Consider the following 18355-nt stretch of genomic DNA (forward strand, 5'->3'; position numbering starts at 1 on the left):
GTGAGGGGGTCGCTGTGGCCCGTTCATCCACCCACGAGAAGGAGGAAGTCCTGATGGGGAAGTTCGTCCACGACGGCGCGAGCCTCGCGGTGAAGAAGAAGAGGAAGCGCGTTCGAACGGAAGAGCCGGTGCACTGCATCGCGCATTCGTCCCGGACGGGCCTCCCTTGCAAGAAGTGGCCCATGAAGGGGCAGAACGTGTGCCGGATGCACGGTGGAGCTGCCCCGGCCGCGCGGCGTCGGGCCGCCGAGCGCATCGCGTTGGCGAGCGACAAGGCCGCTGCGCAGTTGTTCGCCTTCATGACCGACACGGCGATCCCGCCTGCCGTGCGCCTGGCGGCGACCAAGGACCTGCTCGACCGGGCGCAAGTCACCGGCAAGACCACGGTCGAGATCGAGGTGCCGGTGTGGCAGCAGATCCTCGACGGGATCGTGGCCACCGTGCCCGGCGACGGCGAGGCCGCCATGCGGCCGTTCGCGGAAGCGCGCGACCCGCTGGTGATCGAAGCCGAGCGGGCGGATCAGGACCGGGAGATAGCTGACGAGCTGACCCGCTACCAGGCCGAGCCCCACGGCGAGGACTGGTCGGACGACTTCGCCTACGGGCACGACCTGCCCTCGGGGCGGCCGGTGCAGTCGCATGCCGGTGGAGCGGTGCAGGACCGAGAGCCGGCGATGCCGAAGGCGAACGGCGACGACCGGCCGCCGCCCCGCCACCCGCTTCCAGAGCGCCGCCGCATCGAGCCAGAGGACGACCGCCAGCCCTACCGGCCCACCCCACGACCGCCCCGCAGGGGCCGCGTGGCTGGCCGCCGCTGACGCCGAACCCGGCGTATCGGCGTCGCGTCGGGGTCCACAGAGAGTGGAGGTCAGAAAGTCCTGAACTTCTGGCCGCCCGTTCTGTGAGCTGAGTGGGCCCGCACCACACGAGTCCCAAACCGCAGGAGGCATCCCGTGACCAGCACTAAGACCACCCCGGCCGTCGACACCGACGAGAGCGCGACCCGCGTCGGCCCGATGCACCAGGCGTTCGCCGACTTTCTGAACACCGAGCACGGCGCGGGCGGCATCACCGCCGAGCAGGTGTTCCTGGTGACCAGCAAGCGCAAGGCGTTCCGCAGCACCGACGCCTACCGGGTCGGAGTGAAGACCGCCCAGGCGCAGGCCAAGGCCGCTGTCGAGGCCGAGAAGGCGCAGCGCGCCGCCGACCGCGAGGCCGAGCGGCAGCGCAAGGCGGAGGAAAAGGCCGCCGCGAAGGCGGCTGCCGAGCAGGCGACGGCCCCAGTCGAGAAGAAGGCCCCGGCTGCCAAGGCCCCGGCCGCGGAGCCCGCAACAAAGAAGCCCACCGCCACCAAGGCGATCCCGGCCAAGACCGCCTGATCGACCACCCAAGAGCCCCAGGAGGCCGCATGCACCCCAACCCCACGCCACCCGGCCCACCGGGTGCCGACGCGCAGCCCGCCATCCCGACCCAGACGCCCCAGACCGCCGAGGCCGGTACCCACGCGGGTACCGGCCTCCCGGCCGACGCACAACGCCGACAGTGGCGCGCCCCGCTGGCGGTGGTCCCGTGCCCATGACGGAAGCCCAGGTCGTGGAGCACTTCTGTGCCGCTCTCGAAGCGGACGGGTGGACCGTGACCACGGAGGTCAAGTTCGTCGACGTGGTCGCCACCAAGGAAGGCGCCACGATCATCGCCGAGGCCAAGGGCCACACCAGCGGTCCTGGCCTCGACGTCGACACGATGTACGGCCAACTACTGCGCCGCATGGAGTCCGAGGACCAACCCGGCGTTCGCTATGCCGCAGTCGTTCCCGCTAGCTACCTGCCCGCCGCCAAGCGCGTGCCGACGTGGGTGCGCTCTCGGCTGCGGATCGACGTGTACGGCGTGCATGAAGACGGGCGGGTGGAACTGCACGGCTCGACCGCGCTCACCGACCCCTACAACGTCGGCTGGCAGCCGGTGGAGAAGGACCGATGAACGTCGTCGCGTACCTGCGGGTCAGCACCGACGAGCAGGTGCAGAGCGGCCTCGGTCTGGAGGCGCAGCGCACTGCCGTCGAGGACGAGGCTGCCCGGCGCGGCTGGTCGGTCGCCTGGGAGGTCGACGAAGGCGTCAGCGGCAAGCTGCGCAACCGCCCGGCTCTCGACCGCGCCCTAGGCCGGCTCAAGGCTGGCGAGGCACAGGCGCTCGTCGTCGCGAAGATGGACCGGCTCGGCCGCAGCGTGATCCAGGCCAGCGACGTGCTCGAGACGGCCCGCCGCCAGAAGTGGGACCTCATCGTCCTCGACCTGGGCATGGACCTGGCCACCCCGCACGGCAAGGCGATGGCTCAGATGCTCGCCGTCTTCGCCGAGCTGGAACGCGAAATGATCAGCGCCCGCACCAAGGCCGCTCTCACTGCCGCCAAGGCCCGAGGCACCCGCCTGGGCCGCCCACGCCAGATCGACCCGGGCCTGCTGGCACGCATCGTGTCGATGAAGGCGGACGGCCTGTCTCACCGCCGCATCGCCGCCGCCCTCACCGCCGAGGGTGTCCCCACCGTCCGAGGCGGTGTCCGGTGGAGCCCCGGCAGCGTCGGCGGCTTCCTGACCTCGGCTGCGATTGACCCCGTTGACCCCGAACCCACCCGTTCGGCTCTGGAGGTGGCCTGATGGCCGGACTGATCAAGACCCGCACGCCCGGCGTCTACAAGGCGCACCGGGGCAAGGGCACCGTCTTCATCGCTCGCTGGCGCGAGGTCGACCCGGCCACTGGCAAGGCGCGCGTCAGAGACAAGTCGTTCCCCACCGAGGCCGCCGCACGCCAGTACCGAGCTGGTGTCGAGCACGCTCAGGCGACCGGCACCTACGTGCCACCGAACGTCGGGAAGGTGACCGTGGCCGAGGTCGCGGAGCAGTGGCTCGCCGTACAAGCGACGCGCGTCCGACCGCGGACGCTAGAGAACTACGAACGCGGGCTACGCCTGCGGGTGCTGCCCACGTTCGGCGCGCGACGCATCGACAGCATCACAAGTCGAGATGTCGAGAAGTGGGTCGCGGAGCTGGGGCCGGTCATGCCCGGCACCATCAAGCACGCGATCTTCCCGCTCTCCGCGACGCTGAACTACGCGCGCAAGCACGGCCTCATCCAGTCGAACCCGTGCGAGGTCGTGGACCGACCGAAGCGGCTGCCCACCGGTCGCGAGAAGCGGGAAGGGCACTTCCTGAGCCGGGCGCAGGTCGCCGCCGTGGCCGCCAAGTGCGCCGAGACCGAGCCGGTCTACGGGCTGCTCGTCCGCTTCGCCGCTGGCACGGGTCTTCGGCGCAGCGAGATCGCAGGGCTCCGCGTGCGAGACCTGCGGCTGGCTCGCCGAGAGGTGCACGTAGAGCGCATGGCGGAACGGACCTACCCCGGTGGCATGTGGGTGGTTCAGGAACCCAAGAGCGCCAGGAGCCGGCGACGCGTTCCCATCCTCGACGACGAGCTGCTCCACGACCTTGGCCTCTACCTGGCCGCCCACCCACGCCGGGCCAACCTCGACGCACCGCTCTGGCCCGCCAAGTTCCGCAGCGGCCCGCTCAGCTACGACGGCGACGAGCTGTGGAACGCAGGGTCGTTCTACAAGCACGTCTTCGTGCCTGCCGTAGCCGCAGTGGGGCTGCCTTCCGACCCGCACAGCGGTGTCCGCTTCCACGACCTGCGGCATACCTGCGGCAGCCAGTGGCTCGCAGACGGGCACGACATGTTCAGCGTGAGCCGGTGGCTGGGCCACCACTCCATCGCTTTCACAGACGCCGTCTACGCACACGTCGCCAAGGAGCCCGACTACGCCGCCGCCATCGAACGCACCCGGCGAGCAAGGGCAGGGAGCTGATACCTAAGACTCGGGGCGAGCCTTCCTGTCTTTGCCCACGAAGGTGCGGAAGACGCTAGACAGGTGTCGATACTCCATGTGCAACTGGTGCGGGAGCCACCCCAATTGATCACGAAGAGAGCCGTTCACAAGGGGCACGTCGATCGAGGGGTGCTCGAACCATGAGGATCGGTCCGTTCCGGCGCGCCACTGGGCGAGGATCCAGACGTAACCAATGTGGTAGCCATAGTCGACGCCACTGAAGATTCCCTCGGTCGTGTAAGCAGTCGACGGCAATAGGCCTATGAAAGACATCAAGCCGTCATCGACAGCGCCATGACGTCGCATGGTCCGATCTGCCGCCACTCCCCGCCAGTTGCGGAAGAGCATGAAGCACACGCTGGGGCATCGCTCGGCGCCATCCAAGAAGGCGATAAGTTCTCCCGGGACAGGCAAGTCCTGCGCCGTCAACATGCAGCCGATCTGCTTTCCGAAATACCTGGCTAGATCAGTGGAACTTTGCTGCCATTCCTGACCGTAGATAGTCGACCAGTCGAGCCGCTCCCAGTCGCGCATCTCGCGGCCATGCGCGAACAAGAATTCCTCAAAGCGGTCGTACGCATAGTCAAACGGCTGGCTGCGGACGTTATTGCAGTTGGCGCAGAGATTTTTCGGCCACCGCACCTGCGAGCCCTTTGAGAGACTCTTCAAGACGTCCGAGTAGTCGTCACTCTTCTTGAAGACGTTCTGGGGACCCTTCCCATCAGCTACCCGCCGGAGAGACGAATGTTTGAACCGGTGTTCCTGGCTGTCCGCTCGCGCACCGCACCACCAGCACTTGCCGGTGGGCTCGACGCGAAGGCTGTCGAGTTTCGGGTCACGCGCCATCGGCCCTCGACGCTCACGCTTACTGTCCTTTGCCACGGTTCAGGTGTCCATCTGCCGCTGGATGGAGAGGTGCCGCCATCGCTCGATCACATGATCCCCGAGCACCTCCTTTGAGGCGTCGAGCCAGGCTTCAGAGGAGGCCCAAGCGCTCGCCGCATCCTCGGCCGTTGCGGGTGCGGTCAAGGGCGAGCCTTCGAGCATGCGTTGGGCTTCCGCGATCAGGCGATCATCAGGCATCTCGGCGAAGGCAGGAATCCTGCGGGCCATCCGGTCCCGCCACGCCTCCCGCGCGCCAGAGTTTTCGATCACTTCCTTGAGGTGATCACGCACGCGTTCCGCCTGCTGATTGCGCTCGCCCACGTCAGCTCGCTTGCCCGCGAAGTCGTCGATTTCCCGCCGAAGGGCTCGGACGAGGAAATCCTCTGCGGCACCTCTGTCAACTAGATGCTCGATGCGATCGCGCAGGTCACTCACGAACTGGACACGCCCCGCGTCACCGCCGGGGCGTGGCACGTTGCAAGCCACATTGACCGCCGCCAAAGCGCCGTAGTTCATCCACCACATCGGCTCGTACGCGGGCGCCTGGTCGATCAGGCTGAGGAGACGATCGATCAGCTCGTTGTCAGCGCCCGTTACCGGACCAGCGTGATGCATGGACATGAGCCTGACCGTAGGTCGTAGTACCGACACTTTGCGTGGGACCGGCCGTCCGCCATGCCGGGTAGTCGCCGGCCCGGCGTCGATGCGTGGGCTCGGTGGCAGAAGCGACGCAGCGGGGCGGACTTAGACGGCTCCGCTGTCGACAGCAGCCCGGCGCGCGGGTCGCAGGCGTCAGTCTTCTGTTGCGCCCACCCAGGCTCCGAGCCCGGCCTCCTTCCAGGCCGCTTGGACCTCACGCCACATCGCGAAATCCTCGTCGAGCTCCTCGGCATGGAGTTGCTCGAACAACTCGACCACCTCCGCGTCCAACGCCTTCGCGGCCTCGGCATACGCCTTCACGAGAGGCGCGAGCCGGATCATCGGCTCCTGCGCATCGAGCGCCTTCTTCTTGGACCCGCCCTTGAAGAAGTCCACGCGCCGCAGTGCCTCACGGTCCACATGGAAGTCCAGAACTGTGACGAGGCCGAGAGGTGGGCGGACCTCAAGATATCCGACCCAGTTCAATGGTGGCAATCCGACGTGAAGGATGTAGTTCCGAATCCCCCAGGCCAGCAGATGCTCCGTGCTTTCACCGAGGGTGTCCTTCAGCGGCGCGTACCGCTCCTGAAAGTCGGGTGATTCCTTGTCGAAAGCGTTCCGGGAATGATCTACGCGGGCGGAGGCCGCGCTAGCGAAGTTGAGAAGTAGTCGCTCAACCTCAGAACGCTCCTTCTCCCCGTCGACAGGGTCACCCTCAAGCGCGATTCCATCGAGGTAAGCGAGGAGCTCTTCACTATTCCGCTGAAGAAGTCGTCCGACACGCTTCCAAGCTTCCAAGCTTCCAAGCGCATAGGGATCGTGCGGTCCCGCGTCAAGTAGGCCTGGAGCATGGCCTGAAGCTCGTTGTGCGTCCACTGCTTTGTGTTACCCATGCTGACAAAACCCTCCCGAGGACGCGACTGGGAGCCGATGAGAGCACACGGTCGCGCACGGTGGCGACAGCACGGCCCTAGTCCGCGCCCTCTAGCTCACTCCCGGCTCCGGCGTGGACACGTCGGTAGCGACTCACCCTGCCGTAGCGGCTCGGGCCTCAGCCGCCTTCGTCTTCAGGAAGGCGGCTTGGTTGTGGAGAGCTGTGCCATCGAAGGTCCGGCCATAGAAAGTAGCCATGTCGTCCACATACCTTGCGAGCACGGACGCCATGTTGGAGGCGAGGTCGACATGGGCGGGCACTTCCATGCTGGACTTGAACGAGAACCCGGGCCCAGCGTCTCTGGCCTCTTCCTGATACCCGATCGTGTTTCTTGACGCCCAAAGTGCATGATGAGCGCGACCACTCCAGCGCTTGTACCAAGCGACTCCCTCTTGATCGAACACCTCTCGAACCGCAACTTGATAAGAGAACGACAGCGGCCTTCCGTCGCCCTCCTTCAAGCCGGGCTGCCTATTGTTCTTTTCGCTGATGTCGAAGCCTGCACCCTGGACAAGATCACGGGTTGACGGCAGCATGGACGGCTGCATCCCGGCCATATCATTGTTGTAGGCCGACCAGAGTTCGATACACGCAACTCGGCGAAGTCGCGTCACAGGTTCAGCCGAAGGCGCAAGGATCCAACAGGCACTACTAACGCCCTCGAGGACCGACCTGGCGATCGTAAAGGCGGCACTTCCTGGCCAGCACTCTCGCACGTCAAAGGGAATACCTCCCCACTCTGGAGCGGGGTCGGACGGGGCGTAGGTGAGAGCCAGAGCGCCAACATGCTGCCTGACTCGGATGCCAAGGCCAGCCACGATGATGCGCGCAGCCATGTTGAGCGTTTCCTCCGAAGTGTGCGGGGCATCTTCCGGTTGCGCGTAGAGAGCCTCCGAGGTGAAGGCGGGCGCATTCTCGTCACGTTCCGCGTTCTGCGCACATTCGGTTAGCTGATCATGCATGGCCCTGTACTGGTAGTGAATGAACTCAGTGAAGGTGGGCACGCTCAGAAGATACTCATGAGCGGAAACAGATTCCCAATAGATGCGCCGCATTCTTCTGCACCGTGGTCGTAGCCAACCACGGAAGGAGGCCCGCCATGCTGGGCCAGACCGTCTTCTACACGCTGTCCGAACTCGACCGCAGCCAGCTCGGCGCGCTGCGGCAGCCTGTCCGCCCGGCCGTCGTCACCGAGGACCCTGGCGACGGCACCCTGAGTCTGCACATCTTCGTGCCGAACCCCGCCCGGCCGGTCATCGTGCGGAACAGCGTCCCGGCCGGTGACCTTGGCCAGCCCGGCACCTGGAACGCGGTGGCACCGTGAGCCGACGGCGTCGCCCTCGGGCGACTCCTTCGGCCGGTTCGCAGTTCACGGACGAGCAGGGCAAGCCGGTCACCGTTGCCACGCCCGGCGCGCCCACGTTGGAGGAACGGCACCGGTACGCACTGGCGGTGCAGCGGGCGACGACCCCTGCCCCGCTGAGCCCGGCGCGCCAAGCCGAAGTCGACGCGATCCACCGGCGCCGCCGCGAGATGTTCCCGAACCTGTACAACGACTGACCCCGTGCCCACGACTGATCGGCAGATCATCGCTAGCGAGCTGCGTCGACTGCGTCAGGCGGGACGGCAGCAACCGCGAGTTCCCTCGATGCCGTGGGCGGTGCGTGCCGCCTGCCAGGCCCATGACCCCGAGGACTGGATGGACGACAAGCCGGGTCGGCCGACCGCTGCCGCCAGGGCCGTTTGCGGCGTCTGCCCGGTGCGTGCGGCCTGCCTCACCCACGCCAACGCGTACGACGAGCCCTGGGGCATGTGGGGCGGGCTGACCACTCGGGAACGCGTCGGCCGGCGACTGGGGCTGCCGTTGCCAACGGACCCTAGGCCCTGCATGGGTGCGAACGGCCCAAGGAAGACGAAGCCGCCGAGAGTGGCGCGCGGCGCCTGAGCCGGTCGACGGGCGGGGTTTGCTGCCGGTGGCCCCGCCCGTCGTCCTTAGATCAACTGTGGTGCTTCGTCTTGTCCAGATGCCGCCCGAGGCCTACAGAGCGATCAGTTCGGCGATCTTCGTGGCGATGGTCTCCATGGAGTCCTCATCCGTGCTCAGCCCGTTGCGGGAGCCGAGAAGTGGACTGACCGACCTAACTTCGTCATACGTGACTCCGTGCGCGACAGGGATCAGCAAGTCGCGTGAAAGCAGTTCAGAAAGTTCCTTCTCGGAGACCCCGCCGCTCTGGACGCGCTTGAGGAACGCGGGAGTGATGAGGACGAGACCGATGGGGGCCTTGGCCAACCCCTTATCGATCTCCCGCATGAACGGCTGGCCGAGAATGATGTCCTTCTCGCTGAACCAGACCGACACGTTCTCGGCTTCGAGAAGGTTGTGCAGTTCGGTCGCGGTCCCCCGCCGGTCGTCCCAGGCGTGACAGAGGAACAGGTCATAGGACTCGGCCCTCGGTCCGATCGCCTCCACCTTGCTGCGGTAACGGTCCAGCGCCGCGACCTCGCTAGAGGTGTAGGTGACCGGCGAGTTCGCCGGCGACCACCGCGGGCGCGTCGATCGGCTGCCACCGCCTCCCCCGCTGCCGCGGGACGGCGTCGGCGGGGAGTAGTAGGACGGGGACGCGTAGGACGAGTAGGAGCGGTATGACGACCGGCCGTGGACGGGGCAGGCGGCGGCACCGCTGGCGGTGCGGTGACCTTGACGGGGCGCTGTGCACTGCATAAGTCGACAGTAGAGACGACCACCGACAGTTCCGAGACAACGGCGTCAATAGACACCAGTAATCGAGGCACTGACACGGTAGGCCCGTCAACCCAACGTTTTACCCAATGGTCTGCCGCGAGCAGGGATGATCAGGGGCTCTCCTGCCGATCATCGACCGGAGCGTATCCGCAGCTCACAAGCCGAATCCGCTGGTGGACGACATGAGTCACCGCTCACTCCGACGTTCTTAGGATCTGGTGCCTTCGGGCGTGCGGGTTCGACTCCCGCCTCCCGCACTCGCCCCGGATCGGCTCAGCCTCCGGGATGGCCGACGACGTTGACGACGGTGCCGTCCGGGGCCCTGACGAAGAAGCGGTGCACGCCCCAGTCCTCCGTGCCCAGCGGATGCACGATCTCGTAGCCGCGCCGCACCGCGTCCGCGTACGCGGTCTCCACGTCGTCGACGAGCACCGAGACGACCGGGTCCTCGGGCGCCGCCGCGTCACGGGTCACCAGCTGGACGACGGCCCCGGTATGGGGTGAGGAGTACCTGGCCACCCAGCCCAGGTGGAACTCCTCGGTGCTCAACCCCAGGTAGTCGGCGTAGAAGCTCTTCGCCGGTGGGCCCGTCACGGGCACACGCGCCAGTCCTCGCCCTCCTCCACCAAGGGCAGGACGACGTGGTCGCGCACCGTGCCCCGGGCCTCGAGGGTGACCGAGGCGTTCCCGGTGCCCCGCCCGTTCGACCAGGTGACGTTCACGCCGTCGACGCTGTACGCGGTGAGCGGTGGGTCGCCGTAGGCCTCGGCCAGGTCCTCCGGCGTGTACTCGCGGGCTCCGCTCTCGCACAACTGGTCGTGCGCGTCCTCCCACCGCTGCTCGACCAGCGCGGTGGCGTAGGCGTCGACCGCCCGCTTCGCCGGCATGATCCCCTCGGAGACACCCTTGAAGACCAGGTAGCCCAGGCCGAGGACCGCGACGAGGACGACGGCACCGATCGGCAGGCCGATGGTCAGCCAGCGCGAGGCGCGCCGCTTCGGCGGCGGACCCCACGGTGGCGGGCCCCACACCGGCTGGCCCCACCCGGGCGGTGCGGAGGAGGGGGCTGGACCGTAGCCGGGAGGGGGTGCCCCCCAGCCCTGCGGCTGGTGCTGACCTGGACCGCTCACGCCTGCTCCCTGCCTCGACCGACCGCCGGGACGGTAGCGGGTGACGACGTCGTCGATGCCGCGCCGCGCTCCCATGCGCCCGAGAGGGTGGGCGTTCCTATCCCAGCTCGACGCGGAGGTCCAGCTCCGCCGACGGGGTGGCCGGGTCGTCGTCGTCGACGACCGCCAGCAGCCGCACCGTGCCACCGTCGACTCCGCGCAGGGCCAGCCCCTCGACCTTGTGCACGAGCCCACCGACCTCGGGGATCGGCGCGATCGCCCGCACCGACTCCCCCTCCAGCAGCGCGATCGCCGTGGCGACGACCGGCCCGTCGTCGACGGCGTTGGGCGTGTCCTCGGCGGCCGCGCTGAGCAGCACCCGGCCGTCGGGCAGCGCGATCGCGTCGGTGACGGCCAGCCCGACCCCGCCGACCTCGCCGAGCTCGTACTCCAGCGGCCGCTCGACCGGCACCGTGGCCGCCTCGCCTCGGCCGAGGACCGCGGCGACGAGCGGTTCGAGGGGGACGTCCACGCTCGCCGAGCGGACCCCGGTCACCAGGTTGCCGCGGTTGAACCAGCGGACCGTGCCGCCGTGCCGGCTCGCACCCTCCAGGTTGAGGTGGTCCATCGGGAGACCCAGGCGCTCGGCCACCCGCTCGTAGAGCGGGCCTAGCTCGGCTGCCCGCACCTCCGGCTCGCGACCGGTCAGCCGTACCAGCACTCCCCGCATCCGGCGGGGCGAGGACCCGGACCCGAGCAGCAGCACCGCCGGCTCGCCGGCCACCTCGGCCGGGCAGGCCACCTCCAGGTCGGGCTTGAGGTGCTTGGTGCCCCGCTCCGCGCTGAACGTGTCGTGCCCCTCGACCGGCGGTAGGAGGCGGACCGGGACGACGCCGTCGTCGCCGCGCCATGCGGCGATGACCGAGTCGTCCTGCGCCACCAGCCACCCGTCGCCCAACGGCGCCACCCCGGAGGCCGCCGTCACCGGCGTCCCGTCGTCGAACCGCAGCTGCCGAGCAGCGTCCACGAACACCTGCACGGAGGGAGGGTGCCCGCGCCCCGGACCGCTCACTCCCTCAGTAGTAGCCCTTGTCGCCGTCGGCCAGCTCGCGCAGCAGGTCCAGATGCCCCACGTGCCGGGCGACCTCCTCGACCATGTGCCCCAGGATCCAGCGCAGCGTGAGCGTGTCGGCCCGGTGCTCGCGGTTGCAGCCCCGGTCCTCGAGCGAGGCCGCCGCGACGACGGACTCGGACCGGGCGCACTCGCGGGCGTACTCCTCCAGCAGCTGCGCGAGCGGGACGCCGTCCACCCGGAAGTCGGCGTCCTCCGCCTCACCGAACTGCGGGTTGAGCTCCTGCTCCCGGTCGAGGAAGAGCACCTGGAACCAGCAGTGCTCCACCCAGCGCAGATGCGAGACCACGCCCGCGACGGTCATCAGCGGCGAGGTCGGCACCAGCGGCCGGTGCGCCGCGGCGTCGTCGAGGCCCTCGCACTTGCGGTGCACGATCGCCCGCTGCAGGTTCAGCCAGCCGAGCAGCACCGCCCGTTCGTCGCCGTCGCCAGGGGGCCGTACGCGCGCAGGAATGGTCACGCCGCCGGACGCTAGCGGCCGGCGGCGTGGGACATCAGGGGGTTTCCGGCGCTCAGGTCCAGAGCACGGCGATGAGCACGTTGAGGATCGCCAGCGCGCCGGTGGCGTGGAAGAACGGCAGCGGCGACTTCGGGTCGGCCTGACCGGCCGCGGCGGCCCGCTGCTTGCGCGCGGCGAGGAAGACCGTGACGACGGCGAGCACCGTGACCACGAGCTTCACGCCGATCTTGGCGTTGTCCACCGGGAGGTCGTTCGCCTCGCGCACGCCGACCAGGGCCAGACCGGACACCAGCTGCACGAGCGCGCCGATCTGCATGAGACGCGGCTCGAAGCCCGCCTTGCGGCTCACCTGGAAGAGGAACGGCCCGATGATCAGGGAGAGCCCCAGGATGTGGATCACGACCAGCAGAAGGCGCACGAACTCCATGCCCGCAGGCTACTGACCGGGCCCGAGTGCGCTGTGCCACGCACCCGTGACGTTCGGTTCACCCACCCGGGTGGGCTTCGGCGCGCGGCCCTTCGGTCGACCCCCCGGCGTGCCGATCAGCAGGACATGACCTCCAGCGCCTCCTCGACCGCCACCTGGTTGCCGGCCGCCATGGTGCGCGCCGCCGTCGTCCACTCCTCTGCTGCGGCCCCCGCGCGTGGCCGGCACCGCGCCCCGGAGTTCGGCGCGGTCCTGGTGGCCACGCAGGAGGAGCTCGTCCGCCCCGGTCGGCACGCCGAGCCGGAGGAGGAGGACTCGCTGGCCTGGCTGGGTTTCAGCTTCCGCTGACCCCCAGCACCTCCGCGAGGACCGGCACCAGGGCAGCGAACGCCTGCCCGCGGTGGCTGCGTGCGTCCTTCTCCGCCGGCGACAGCTCCGCCGACGTCAGCGCCAGCCCTTCCGGGACGAACACGGGGTCGTAGCCGAAGCCGTTGCTGCCCCGCTCCTCCCGGATCACGCTCCCCCGCCACTGGCGCTCCAGCACCCGCTCGGTGCCGTCGGGCGTCACCAGCGCCGCCGCGCAGACGAACGCCGCCCCCCGCCGCTCGTCCGGGACGTCGGCCAGCTGGCCCAGGAGCAGTGCGGTGTTGGCGTCGTCGTCGCCGTGCCGGCCCGACCACCGGGCCGACAGCACGCCGGGCATCCCGTTGAGCGCGTCGACGGCGATGCCGGAGTCGTCGGCCACCGCCGGCAGGCCGGTGTACCGGACCGCCTCGCGCGCCTTGAGCAGCGCGTTGTCCGCGAACGTCGCGCCGGTCTCCGGCGCCTCCGGGTACTCCTCCACGTCCCGCAGCCCCACGACCTCCACGCCGGGCACCGCCGTCTCCAGCAGCCGCTGCAGCTCGGCGAGCTTGCCCGCGTTCCGGGTCGCCAGGAGCAGTCGGGTGCTCATCGGGGCGTCGTCATCGCGCGAGGGCCTCGGCCTGGAGGCGGGTGAGCTCGGTGCACCCGGCCACGGCCAGGTCGAGCAGGGCGTCCAGCGTCGGCCGGTCGAAGACCGCCCCCTCGGCGGTGCCCTGGACCTCGACGAAACCGCCGTCGCCGGTGCACACGACGTTCATGTCGGTGCCCGCGCGCACGTCCTCCTCGTAGTGCAGGTCCAGCCGGGGCTCGCCGTCGATGACGCCGACGCTCACCGCGGCGACCGACTGCACCATGGGCTTCGGCTTGGCCAGCTTGTTGCGCTCGCCCAGCCAGGAGACGGCGTCCGCGAGCGCCACGTAGGCGCCGGTGATGGCCGCGGTCCGGGTGCCGCCATCGGCCTGGAGGACGTCGCAGTCGATGGCGATGCTGTTCTCGCCGAGCGCCCCCAGGTCGATGGAGGCACGCAGGGACCGGCCGATCAGGCGGCTGATCTCGTGGGTGCGACCACCGATCCTGCCCTTGACCGACTCGCGGTCGCTGCGCGTGTGGGTGGCCCGCGGCAGCATCGAGTACTCCGCGGTCACCCAGCCCAGGCCCGAGCCCTTGCGCCAGCGGGGCACGCCCTCGGTCACGCTGGCCGCGCACAGCACGCGGGTACGGCCGAACTCGACGAGCACCGACCCCTCGGCGTGGTCGAGCCAGTTGCGCGTGATGGTCACCGGACGGAGCTGGTCGGCCGAACGGCCGTCGGAGCGGGTCACGGATGCCGACAGTAGTGCGCCCCGGCTCGACGGGGATGCGGCCCGGTGGAGAGGATCGGACCATGCGATCGGAGCTGCGTGCCGTCCGGACCGGCGGGGTGCCCGCCGTCGTCGACCTCACCGACGAGTGCGCCGAGTTCGTCCGGACCGAGGGCGACGGGCTGCTGCACGTCTTCGTGCCGCACGCGACCGCCGGGCTGGCGATCCTGGAGACCGGCTCCGGCAGCGACGACGACCTGCTCGCCCAGCTCGACGAGCTGCTCCCCCGTGACGACCGCTGGCGCCACCGGCACGGCAGCGCGGGGCACGGCCGCGACCACGTGCTGCCGGCCTTCGTGCCGCCGCACGCCTCCGTGCCCGTGCTCGAGGGGCGCATGCAGCTGGGCACCTGGCAGCGCGTCTGCCTGGTCGACACCAACGTCGACAACCACACCCGGCACGTGAGGTTCTCCTTCCTCCGGGGCTGACCTCGTCCTCCCCCTTGCGGGCAACGGGCAGCGACACGGCAGGATCCACGTCATGACCACCACCGACGCTGCGCCCGTCCGCCTCACCGCCGGCGACCCCGCGCCGGAGTTCACGCTGCCCGATGCCGAGGGCAACCCGGTCTCGCTGACCGACTACCGCGGCCGCCGCGTGATCGTGTACTGCTACCCGGCCGCGCTCACCCCCGGCTGCACCACGCAGGCCGTCGACTTCACCGCCTCCGCCGGCGACCTCGCCGAGGCCGGCCTCGACATCGTCGGCATCTCGCCCGACCCGGTCGAGAAGCTGCTGCGCTTCCGGGACGAGGAGAAGCTCTCCATCACCCTCGTCTCCGACCCGGAGAAGGAGGTGCTGGCGGCCTACGGCGCCTACGGGCCGAAGAAGCTGTACGGCAAGGAGGTCGTCGGCGTGATCCGCTCGACGTTCGTGATCGACGCCGAGGGCCGCATCGAGAAGGCCTCCTACAACGTCAAGGCCACCGGGCACGTCGCCAAGCTCCGCCGCGACCTCGGCCTGGACTGACGTCGTCAGTGAGGGCGGGCCGCCTGGGCCCGCACGGCGGCGCGCGCCTCGGCGTAGCGCACGACCTCGAAGGCGATGAGCGCGACCAGGACAGCGGCCAGCACGCCGAGGGCCACCAGCGCCGGTAGGGCGTGGACGACGAGCGGCGCCAGGAGCAACACGACGACGACCACCGCCCGCGGCCGGTTGAGGGACCCGACGTTGCGCAGACGGAACCCCAGGTGGGCGATCAGGTAGGCGGCGGCGCCCGCGTACAGCGACCACAGCGCGGTGGCCGGCAGTGGATCGGCCAGGGAGTGGTGCGACTCGTCCCCGACGTACTCGGCCACCTTCTTCACACCGAGTGCGAGGTAGATGACGCCGGCCACCATCGGAAAGTGCAGGTAGGTGTAGGAGTCGCGCGCCAGGCGCACCCGCTCGATTCCTTCCCGGCCTCGCAGCACACCCTCCGCCACCGGGGCCACCACGTCGAAGTACGACCACCACAGCGCCACGCTGACGGCCAGCCCCAGCACCGCGGCCGCGATCGCGGCCGCGGTGAGCGGCAGGTCGGCCACCCCCACGCCGACGGCGATGATCGACTCGCCGAGCGCGATGATCACGATCAGCCCGTAGCGCTCGGCGAAGTGCCCGGGGGCGGGCAGCCGCCAGTCCGTCCCCGCCGCGTACACGCCCGCGTAGTCGACGACCAACGCGATCCCCCAGAGGACCGTCTGCGTCGGACCCCCGAGCACCGCCCCGGTGACGAGGAGCGTCACGGCCATCCCCACCGGGACGGCGGTGCGGACCAGTTGGCGACGGAGCCCGGCATCGCCCAGGGCCGCCACCGCGTAGACGCCCAGGTGCAGCAGGCGCACGACCGCCAGGGCGACGGCCAGGACGACGGGAGCGCTGATGCCTCCGCCCTCGTCCCCCCACGCCTCGGGTATGGCGAGCGCGGCGAGGAACGTGGCCACCATCGCGACGATGACGGCGAGGCGCACCACGCCCTCGTCGGCGCGCGCCTGGTTGCCCAACCAGGTGTAGCTGCACCAGACGAACCAGAGCAGGGCGAACAGCACCAACCCGCGCAACGCCCCGCGGCCGCCGAGGTCGTCGGCCATGAAAGCGGTGACCTGCGTGAACGCGAACACGAACACCAGGTCGAAGAACAGCTCCAGGGTGGTGACGGAGTGCCGTTCGTCGGTGGGGACGATGTGGGCGCTCATCAGGCGCGGTCGGGGCTGTGCGGTTCCCACGGTTCGGTGAGCGTCTGTGCTCATCGGCTTCCCCCCTGTCCGGGCGCCCCATCGGCTGCCGCCACATCATGGCCGCGCGACGGCGGGCCGGACCCGGTTCTCGCTCCCGGACTCACGCCCGCCACGTCCCCGGTCGCGGCTGGCACTCCGGGCCGCAGGGGTAGTCGACGTCCCAGGGGAAGGTTCCGTCGGCGTGGCTCCAGGTGAGCTGGTAGGCGGGCACCGAGTACTCGGCCGGCCGCTCGTAGAAGCGGTTGGCCGCCAGCAGCACCTCACCGGGGTCCGGCAGCGGTTCGACGACGATCCGGCCACCCCAGTCGGCCCAGGTCAGCAGCTCGCCGGCCACCAGGTCGCGCCCGTCGGCCACCATGCCGGCCACCCGCCCGAGGATCCCGTGCGCGTTGTCGTGGCCCAGCCCGACGATCACCAGCTCCGGGTGGCCGAGGCCGAACAGGCCGATGGTGTAGCCGAACGCCGGCTCGTCGGCGGCCTCACCCGCGCCGACGTGCTGGACCGCCCAGCGGTGGGCGCGGATGGTCTGCGCGAGGTGTGCGTCCTCCTGGTCGAGCCAGGCGATGCTCTGCGGATCCTGCGTCATGCCGACAGCGTCGGCCGCGGTACCGACACGACACCGGGTCCCGGCCGGAGTTGTGGACGACGGCGGCGCCTGGGGACGGAGTCCGTTCAGCGACCGTCGAGCCCGAAGACGCTGCCGACCAGGGCGTCGAGCACCGTCGTCGCCGCCTTCAGGTCCGGCGCCCGGGCCGCCAGCACGTCCGAGTACAGGAAGGACTCCCCGAGCCGGACCACCGCCAGGGCGAGCAGAGGGACCGGAACCTGGGGCACGAGGCCGTGCTCGTCGACGTCCCGCTGGAAGAGCGCCGTGTAGGCCTCGACGATGCGCGGCTGCACGCGCCCGCGGGGGTCGGTGAGGATCCGGATGGCCGTGGCCGGCTCGTCGTCCAGCAGGCGACGGATCGGAACGGCCTCGCTGAGCGCGTACCGGAAGTCCTCGCTCACCACCAGCGATCGCAGCCGCCCCGGCTCGGCCTCCGCCGGACGGTCGTCGTGGCGGCGTTCGAGCGCCTGGAGCGTGCGCCGCCCCAGGTCCCAGAGGGCCTCCCCCAGGATCGCGTCCCGGTTGCCCGCACGGCGGAACAGGGTCGCCCGGGAGATGCCGAGCTCGGCGGCGAGCACGCCCGTGTCGAGCCGCTGCCCGGACAGGAGAGTCCGTGCGGCATGCCGCACGACGTCCTCCGGCGGGGCGGTCACGCCCGCAGGGTAGGCCGGGAGGGCGGGTCCCGACGTCGCCGGGACCCGCCCTCCCCTCACTGCGGGCTCACATCGGGCAGGTGGCCCGGTAGTCCGAGATGTCCCCCAGCAGGGAGACCGTCGGCCCGGGGCACAGGAACTGCGTGTAGCGGGTGTCGGTGTCCACGAACCGCTTCAGCCAGGCGATCGAGCTCGACGCGATGTCCTCGTCCGGCGAGTTCGGTGCGAAGTGGCTGGCGTTGTTCAGCTCCAGGTACGCCCGCTCCGGTGCGTTCGTGAGGCTGTTGTAGAAGGGGATGGAGTGGGTCGCCACCGGGGCCACCGTGTCGTCCTCCGCGCCGATGACCAGCGTCGGGGTGACCACCTCCGGCCACGTCTTGTCGGTGTTCCAGCCGGTCAGCGGGATCGCCGCGCGCAGCGACGGCCGGTCCTTGGCCGCCTCGAGCGTGCCGCCGCCGCCCATCGAGTGACCCATGACCGCCAGGCGGGTGGCGTCGACCCGCGAGCGCACCGAGCTGCTGCCGGTCAGGTAGTCCAGCGCTGCCAGGAGCTGGTCACCGCGGGCATCCGGCTGGTCGTAGCGGGAGTTGGTGTTGAAGGTGATGACCACGAAGCCCTGCGAGGCGATCCGCGGGCCCAGCCAGGCGATCGACGACTCCGAGGCCGTGTACCCCGGTGAGACGGCGACACCGCCGAAGGTGCCCGACGTCGTGCTGGTCGGGTAGTAGATGGTCGCCGACCCGAAACCCGGGGTGGCGAGGTCGGAGACCGACGTCGAGGAGATCGCGAACGGCCCCCGCTCGGCGGTGATGCTGGCCTGGCTGGGAGCCGGTCCCCGCCACCAGGACTCGTCGGCAGAGGCCGGAGTGGTCGTGACGGCGGTGGTGGCGGCCGCGATGGTCAGCGCGGCGAGGGTGCGCGAGAGCAGACGTGGAAGGGGCACGGT

General features: G+C 69.9%; 27 protein-coding genes. 11 read left to right on the forward strand and 16 right to left on the reverse strand.

Annotation, left to right across the window (positions count from 1 at the left end):
- The first annotated feature begins 53 nt into the window (after positions 1-53).
- The 5 genes from DQ237_RS11395 (at position 54) to DQ237_RS11415 (ending at position 3856) form a co-directional block, all read left to right on the forward strand.
- Positions 54-818 (forward strand): HGGxSTG domain-containing protein, encoded by a 765-nt coding sequence (locus DQ237_RS11395; RefSeq protein ID WP_147251786.1) that lies wholly within the window; start codon positions 54-56, stop codon positions 816-818.
- Between the two features lie 135 nt (positions 819-953).
- Positions 954-1379, forward strand: coding sequence for a hypothetical protein (locus DQ237_RS11400; protein ID WP_113800262.1), 426 nt, complete (start codon positions 954-956; stop codon positions 1377-1379).
- A gap of 196 nt (positions 1380-1575) precedes the next feature.
- Positions 1576-1980: a hypothetical protein gene (locus DQ237_RS11405; RefSeq protein WP_113800525.1), complete on the forward strand. Its 405-nt coding sequence runs from the start codon at positions 1576-1578 to the stop codon at positions 1978-1980.
- Positions 1977-2654: a recombinase family protein gene (locus tag DQ237_RS11410; protein ID WP_113800263.1), complete on the forward strand. Its 678-nt coding sequence runs from the start codon at positions 1977-1979 to the stop codon at positions 2652-2654. Before DQ237_RS11405 ends, DQ237_RS11410 begins: the two co-directional genes overlap by 4 nt.
- A complete protein-coding gene (locus DQ237_RS11415) occupies positions 2654-3856 on the forward strand; it encodes a site-specific integrase (protein WP_113800264.1) in 1203 nt (400 codons plus the stop codon). The genes DQ237_RS11410 and DQ237_RS11415 overlap by 1 nt, the downstream gene beginning before the upstream one ends.
- A gap of 3 nt (positions 3857-3859) precedes the next feature.
- Here the strand turns inward: DQ237_RS11415 and DQ237_RS11420 are convergent, their stop codons facing one another.
- The 4 genes from DQ237_RS11420 to DQ237_RS19445 form a co-directional block, all read right to left on the reverse strand.
- Positions 3860-4759 (reverse strand): hypothetical protein, encoded by a 900-nt coding sequence (locus tag DQ237_RS11420; protein ID WP_147251787.1) that lies wholly within the window; start codon positions 4757-4759, stop codon positions 3860-3862.
- A gap of 3 nt (positions 4760-4762) precedes the next feature.
- Positions 4763-5383: a hypothetical protein gene (locus DQ237_RS11425; protein ID WP_113800266.1), complete on the reverse strand. Its 621-nt coding sequence runs from the start codon at positions 5381-5383 to the stop codon at positions 4763-4765.
- A gap of 171 nt (positions 5384-5554) precedes the next feature.
- Positions 5555-6199, reverse strand: coding sequence for a hypothetical protein (locus tag DQ237_RS19440; protein WP_147251788.1), 645 nt, complete (start codon positions 6197-6199; stop codon positions 5555-5557).
- A 228-nt stretch (positions 6200-6427) separates the two neighbouring features.
- Positions 6428-7390 (reverse strand): hypothetical protein, encoded by a 963-nt coding sequence (locus tag DQ237_RS19445; protein ID WP_147251789.1) that lies wholly within the window; start codon positions 7388-7390, stop codon positions 6428-6430.
- A 44-nt stretch (positions 7391-7434) separates the two neighbouring features.
- On the opposite strand from DQ237_RS19445, the gene DQ237_RS11440 reads away from it, so the two are divergent.
- The 3 genes from DQ237_RS11440 to DQ237_RS20625 all read left to right on the forward strand — a co-directional run bounded on the left by DQ237_RS11440 (position 7435) and on the right by DQ237_RS20625 (position 8280).
- Positions 7435-7659 (forward strand): hypothetical protein, encoded by a 225-nt coding sequence (locus DQ237_RS11440; protein WP_113800269.1) that lies wholly within the window; start codon positions 7435-7437, stop codon positions 7657-7659.
- Complete coding sequence (locus tag DQ237_RS11445; RefSeq protein WP_113800270.1) at positions 7656-7895, forward strand: hypothetical protein; 240 nt, start codon at positions 7656-7658, stop codon at positions 7893-7895. The genes DQ237_RS11440 and DQ237_RS11445 overlap by 4 nt, the downstream gene beginning before the upstream one ends.
- Positions 7896-7983: 88 nt before the next feature.
- Positions 7984-8280, forward strand: coding sequence for a WhiB family transcriptional regulator (locus DQ237_RS20625; RefSeq protein WP_113800271.1), 297 nt, complete (start codon positions 7984-7986; stop codon positions 8278-8280).
- A 93-nt stretch (positions 8281-8373) separates the two neighbouring features.
- Here DQ237_RS20625 and DQ237_RS20205 read toward each other — a convergent pair whose 3' ends face one another.
- From DQ237_RS20205 to DQ237_RS11480, 6 genes are all read right to left on the reverse strand, one after another.
- The gene (locus DQ237_RS20205; RefSeq protein ID WP_240619583.1) at positions 8374-8805 is read right to left on the reverse strand and encodes a toll/interleukin-1 receptor domain-containing protein; all 432 of its coding nucleotides are present in this window, start codon (positions 8803-8805) and stop codon (positions 8374-8376) included.
- Positions 8806-9351: 546 nt separating this feature from the next.
- Complete coding sequence (locus tag DQ237_RS11460; protein WP_240619584.1) at positions 9352-9672, reverse strand: VOC family protein; 321 nt, start codon at positions 9670-9672, stop codon at positions 9352-9354.
- Positions 9669-10208, reverse strand: a complete 540-nt coding sequence (locus DQ237_RS11465) for a hypothetical protein (protein ID WP_147251790.1) — start codon at positions 10206-10208, stop codon at positions 9669-9671. Before DQ237_RS11465 ends, DQ237_RS11460 begins: the two co-directional genes overlap by 4 nt.
- Before the next feature lie 97 nt (positions 10209-10305).
- Positions 10306-11226 carry a hypothetical protein gene (locus DQ237_RS11470; protein ID WP_166509589.1) on the reverse strand — a complete coding sequence of 307 codons (921 nt, stop codon included), beginning with the start codon at positions 11224-11226 and terminating at the stop codon, positions 10306-10308.
- Between the two features lie 37 nt (positions 11227-11263).
- A complete protein-coding gene (locus tag DQ237_RS11475) occupies positions 11264-11779 on the reverse strand; it encodes a DinB family protein (RefSeq protein WP_113800274.1) in 516 nt (171 codons plus the stop codon).
- Between the two features lie 52 nt (positions 11780-11831).
- Entirely contained in the window at positions 11832-12206 is a 375-nt protein-coding gene (locus tag DQ237_RS11480) for a hypothetical protein (RefSeq protein WP_113800275.1), read from the reverse strand.
- 126 nt (positions 12207-12332) lie between these two features.
- Between DQ237_RS11480 and DQ237_RS11485 the strand changes: the two genes are divergently transcribed.
- Positions 12333-12554, forward strand: a complete 222-nt coding sequence (locus DQ237_RS11485) for a hypothetical protein (RefSeq protein WP_113800276.1) — start codon at positions 12333-12335, stop codon at positions 12552-12554.
- Here DQ237_RS11485 and rdgB read toward each other — a convergent pair.
- Together rdgB and rph are read right to left on the reverse strand one after the other, a co-directional pair.
- Positions 12541-13158, reverse strand: a complete 618-nt coding sequence (rdgB, locus tag DQ237_RS11490) for an RdgB/HAM1 family non-canonical purine NTP pyrophosphatase (RefSeq protein ID WP_113800277.1) — start codon at positions 13156-13158, stop codon at positions 12541-12543. The genes DQ237_RS11485 and rdgB overlap by 14 nt on opposite strands.
- Before the next feature lie 10 nt (positions 13159-13168).
- Positions 13169-13891 (reverse strand): ribonuclease PH, encoded by a 723-nt coding sequence (gene rph / locus DQ237_RS11495; RefSeq protein ID WP_113800278.1) that lies wholly within the window; start codon positions 13889-13891, stop codon positions 13169-13171.
- Positions 13892-13953: 62 nt separating this feature from the next.
- Between rph and DQ237_RS11500 the strand changes: the two genes are divergently transcribed.
- Positions 13954-14358 carry a YjbQ family protein gene (locus DQ237_RS11500; RefSeq protein WP_113800279.1) on the forward strand — a complete coding sequence of 135 codons (405 nt, stop codon included), beginning with the start codon at positions 13954-13956 and terminating at the stop codon, positions 14356-14358.
- 52 nt (positions 14359-14410) lie between these two features.
- Positions 14411-14899, forward strand: coding sequence for a thioredoxin-dependent thiol peroxidase (gene bcp, locus DQ237_RS11505; protein WP_113800280.1), 489 nt, complete (start codon positions 14411-14413; stop codon positions 14897-14899).
- Positions 14900-14904: 5 nt separating this feature from the next.
- On the opposite strand, the gene DQ237_RS11510 is transcribed toward bcp, so the two are convergent.
- From DQ237_RS11510 to DQ237_RS11525, 4 genes are all read right to left on the reverse strand, one after another.
- Positions 14905-16107 (reverse strand): low temperature requirement protein A, encoded by a 1203-nt coding sequence (locus DQ237_RS11510; protein WP_113800281.1) that lies wholly within the window; start codon positions 16105-16107, stop codon positions 14905-14907.
- A 142-nt stretch (positions 16108-16249) separates the two neighbouring features.
- Positions 16250-16735, reverse strand: a complete 486-nt coding sequence (locus DQ237_RS11515) for a DUF4262 domain-containing protein (RefSeq protein ID WP_113800282.1) — start codon at positions 16733-16735, stop codon at positions 16250-16252.
- A gap of 86 nt (positions 16736-16821) precedes the next feature.
- A complete protein-coding gene (locus tag DQ237_RS11520; protein WP_113800283.1) occupies positions 16822-17409 on the reverse strand; it encodes a QsdR family transcriptional regulator in 588 nt (195 codons plus the stop codon).
- 67 nt (positions 17410-17476) lie between these two features.
- Positions 17477-18352, reverse strand: coding sequence for a hypothetical protein (locus DQ237_RS11525; protein WP_205730176.1), 876 nt, complete (start codon positions 18350-18352; stop codon positions 17477-17479).
- Positions 18353-18355: the final 3 nt, after the last annotated feature.

Source organism: Blastococcus sp. TF02-8, assembly GCF_003319175.1.
In the GTDB taxonomy this organism is placed as follows: Bacteria; Actinomycetota; Actinomycetes; order Mycobacteriales; family Geodermatophilaceae; genus Blastococcus.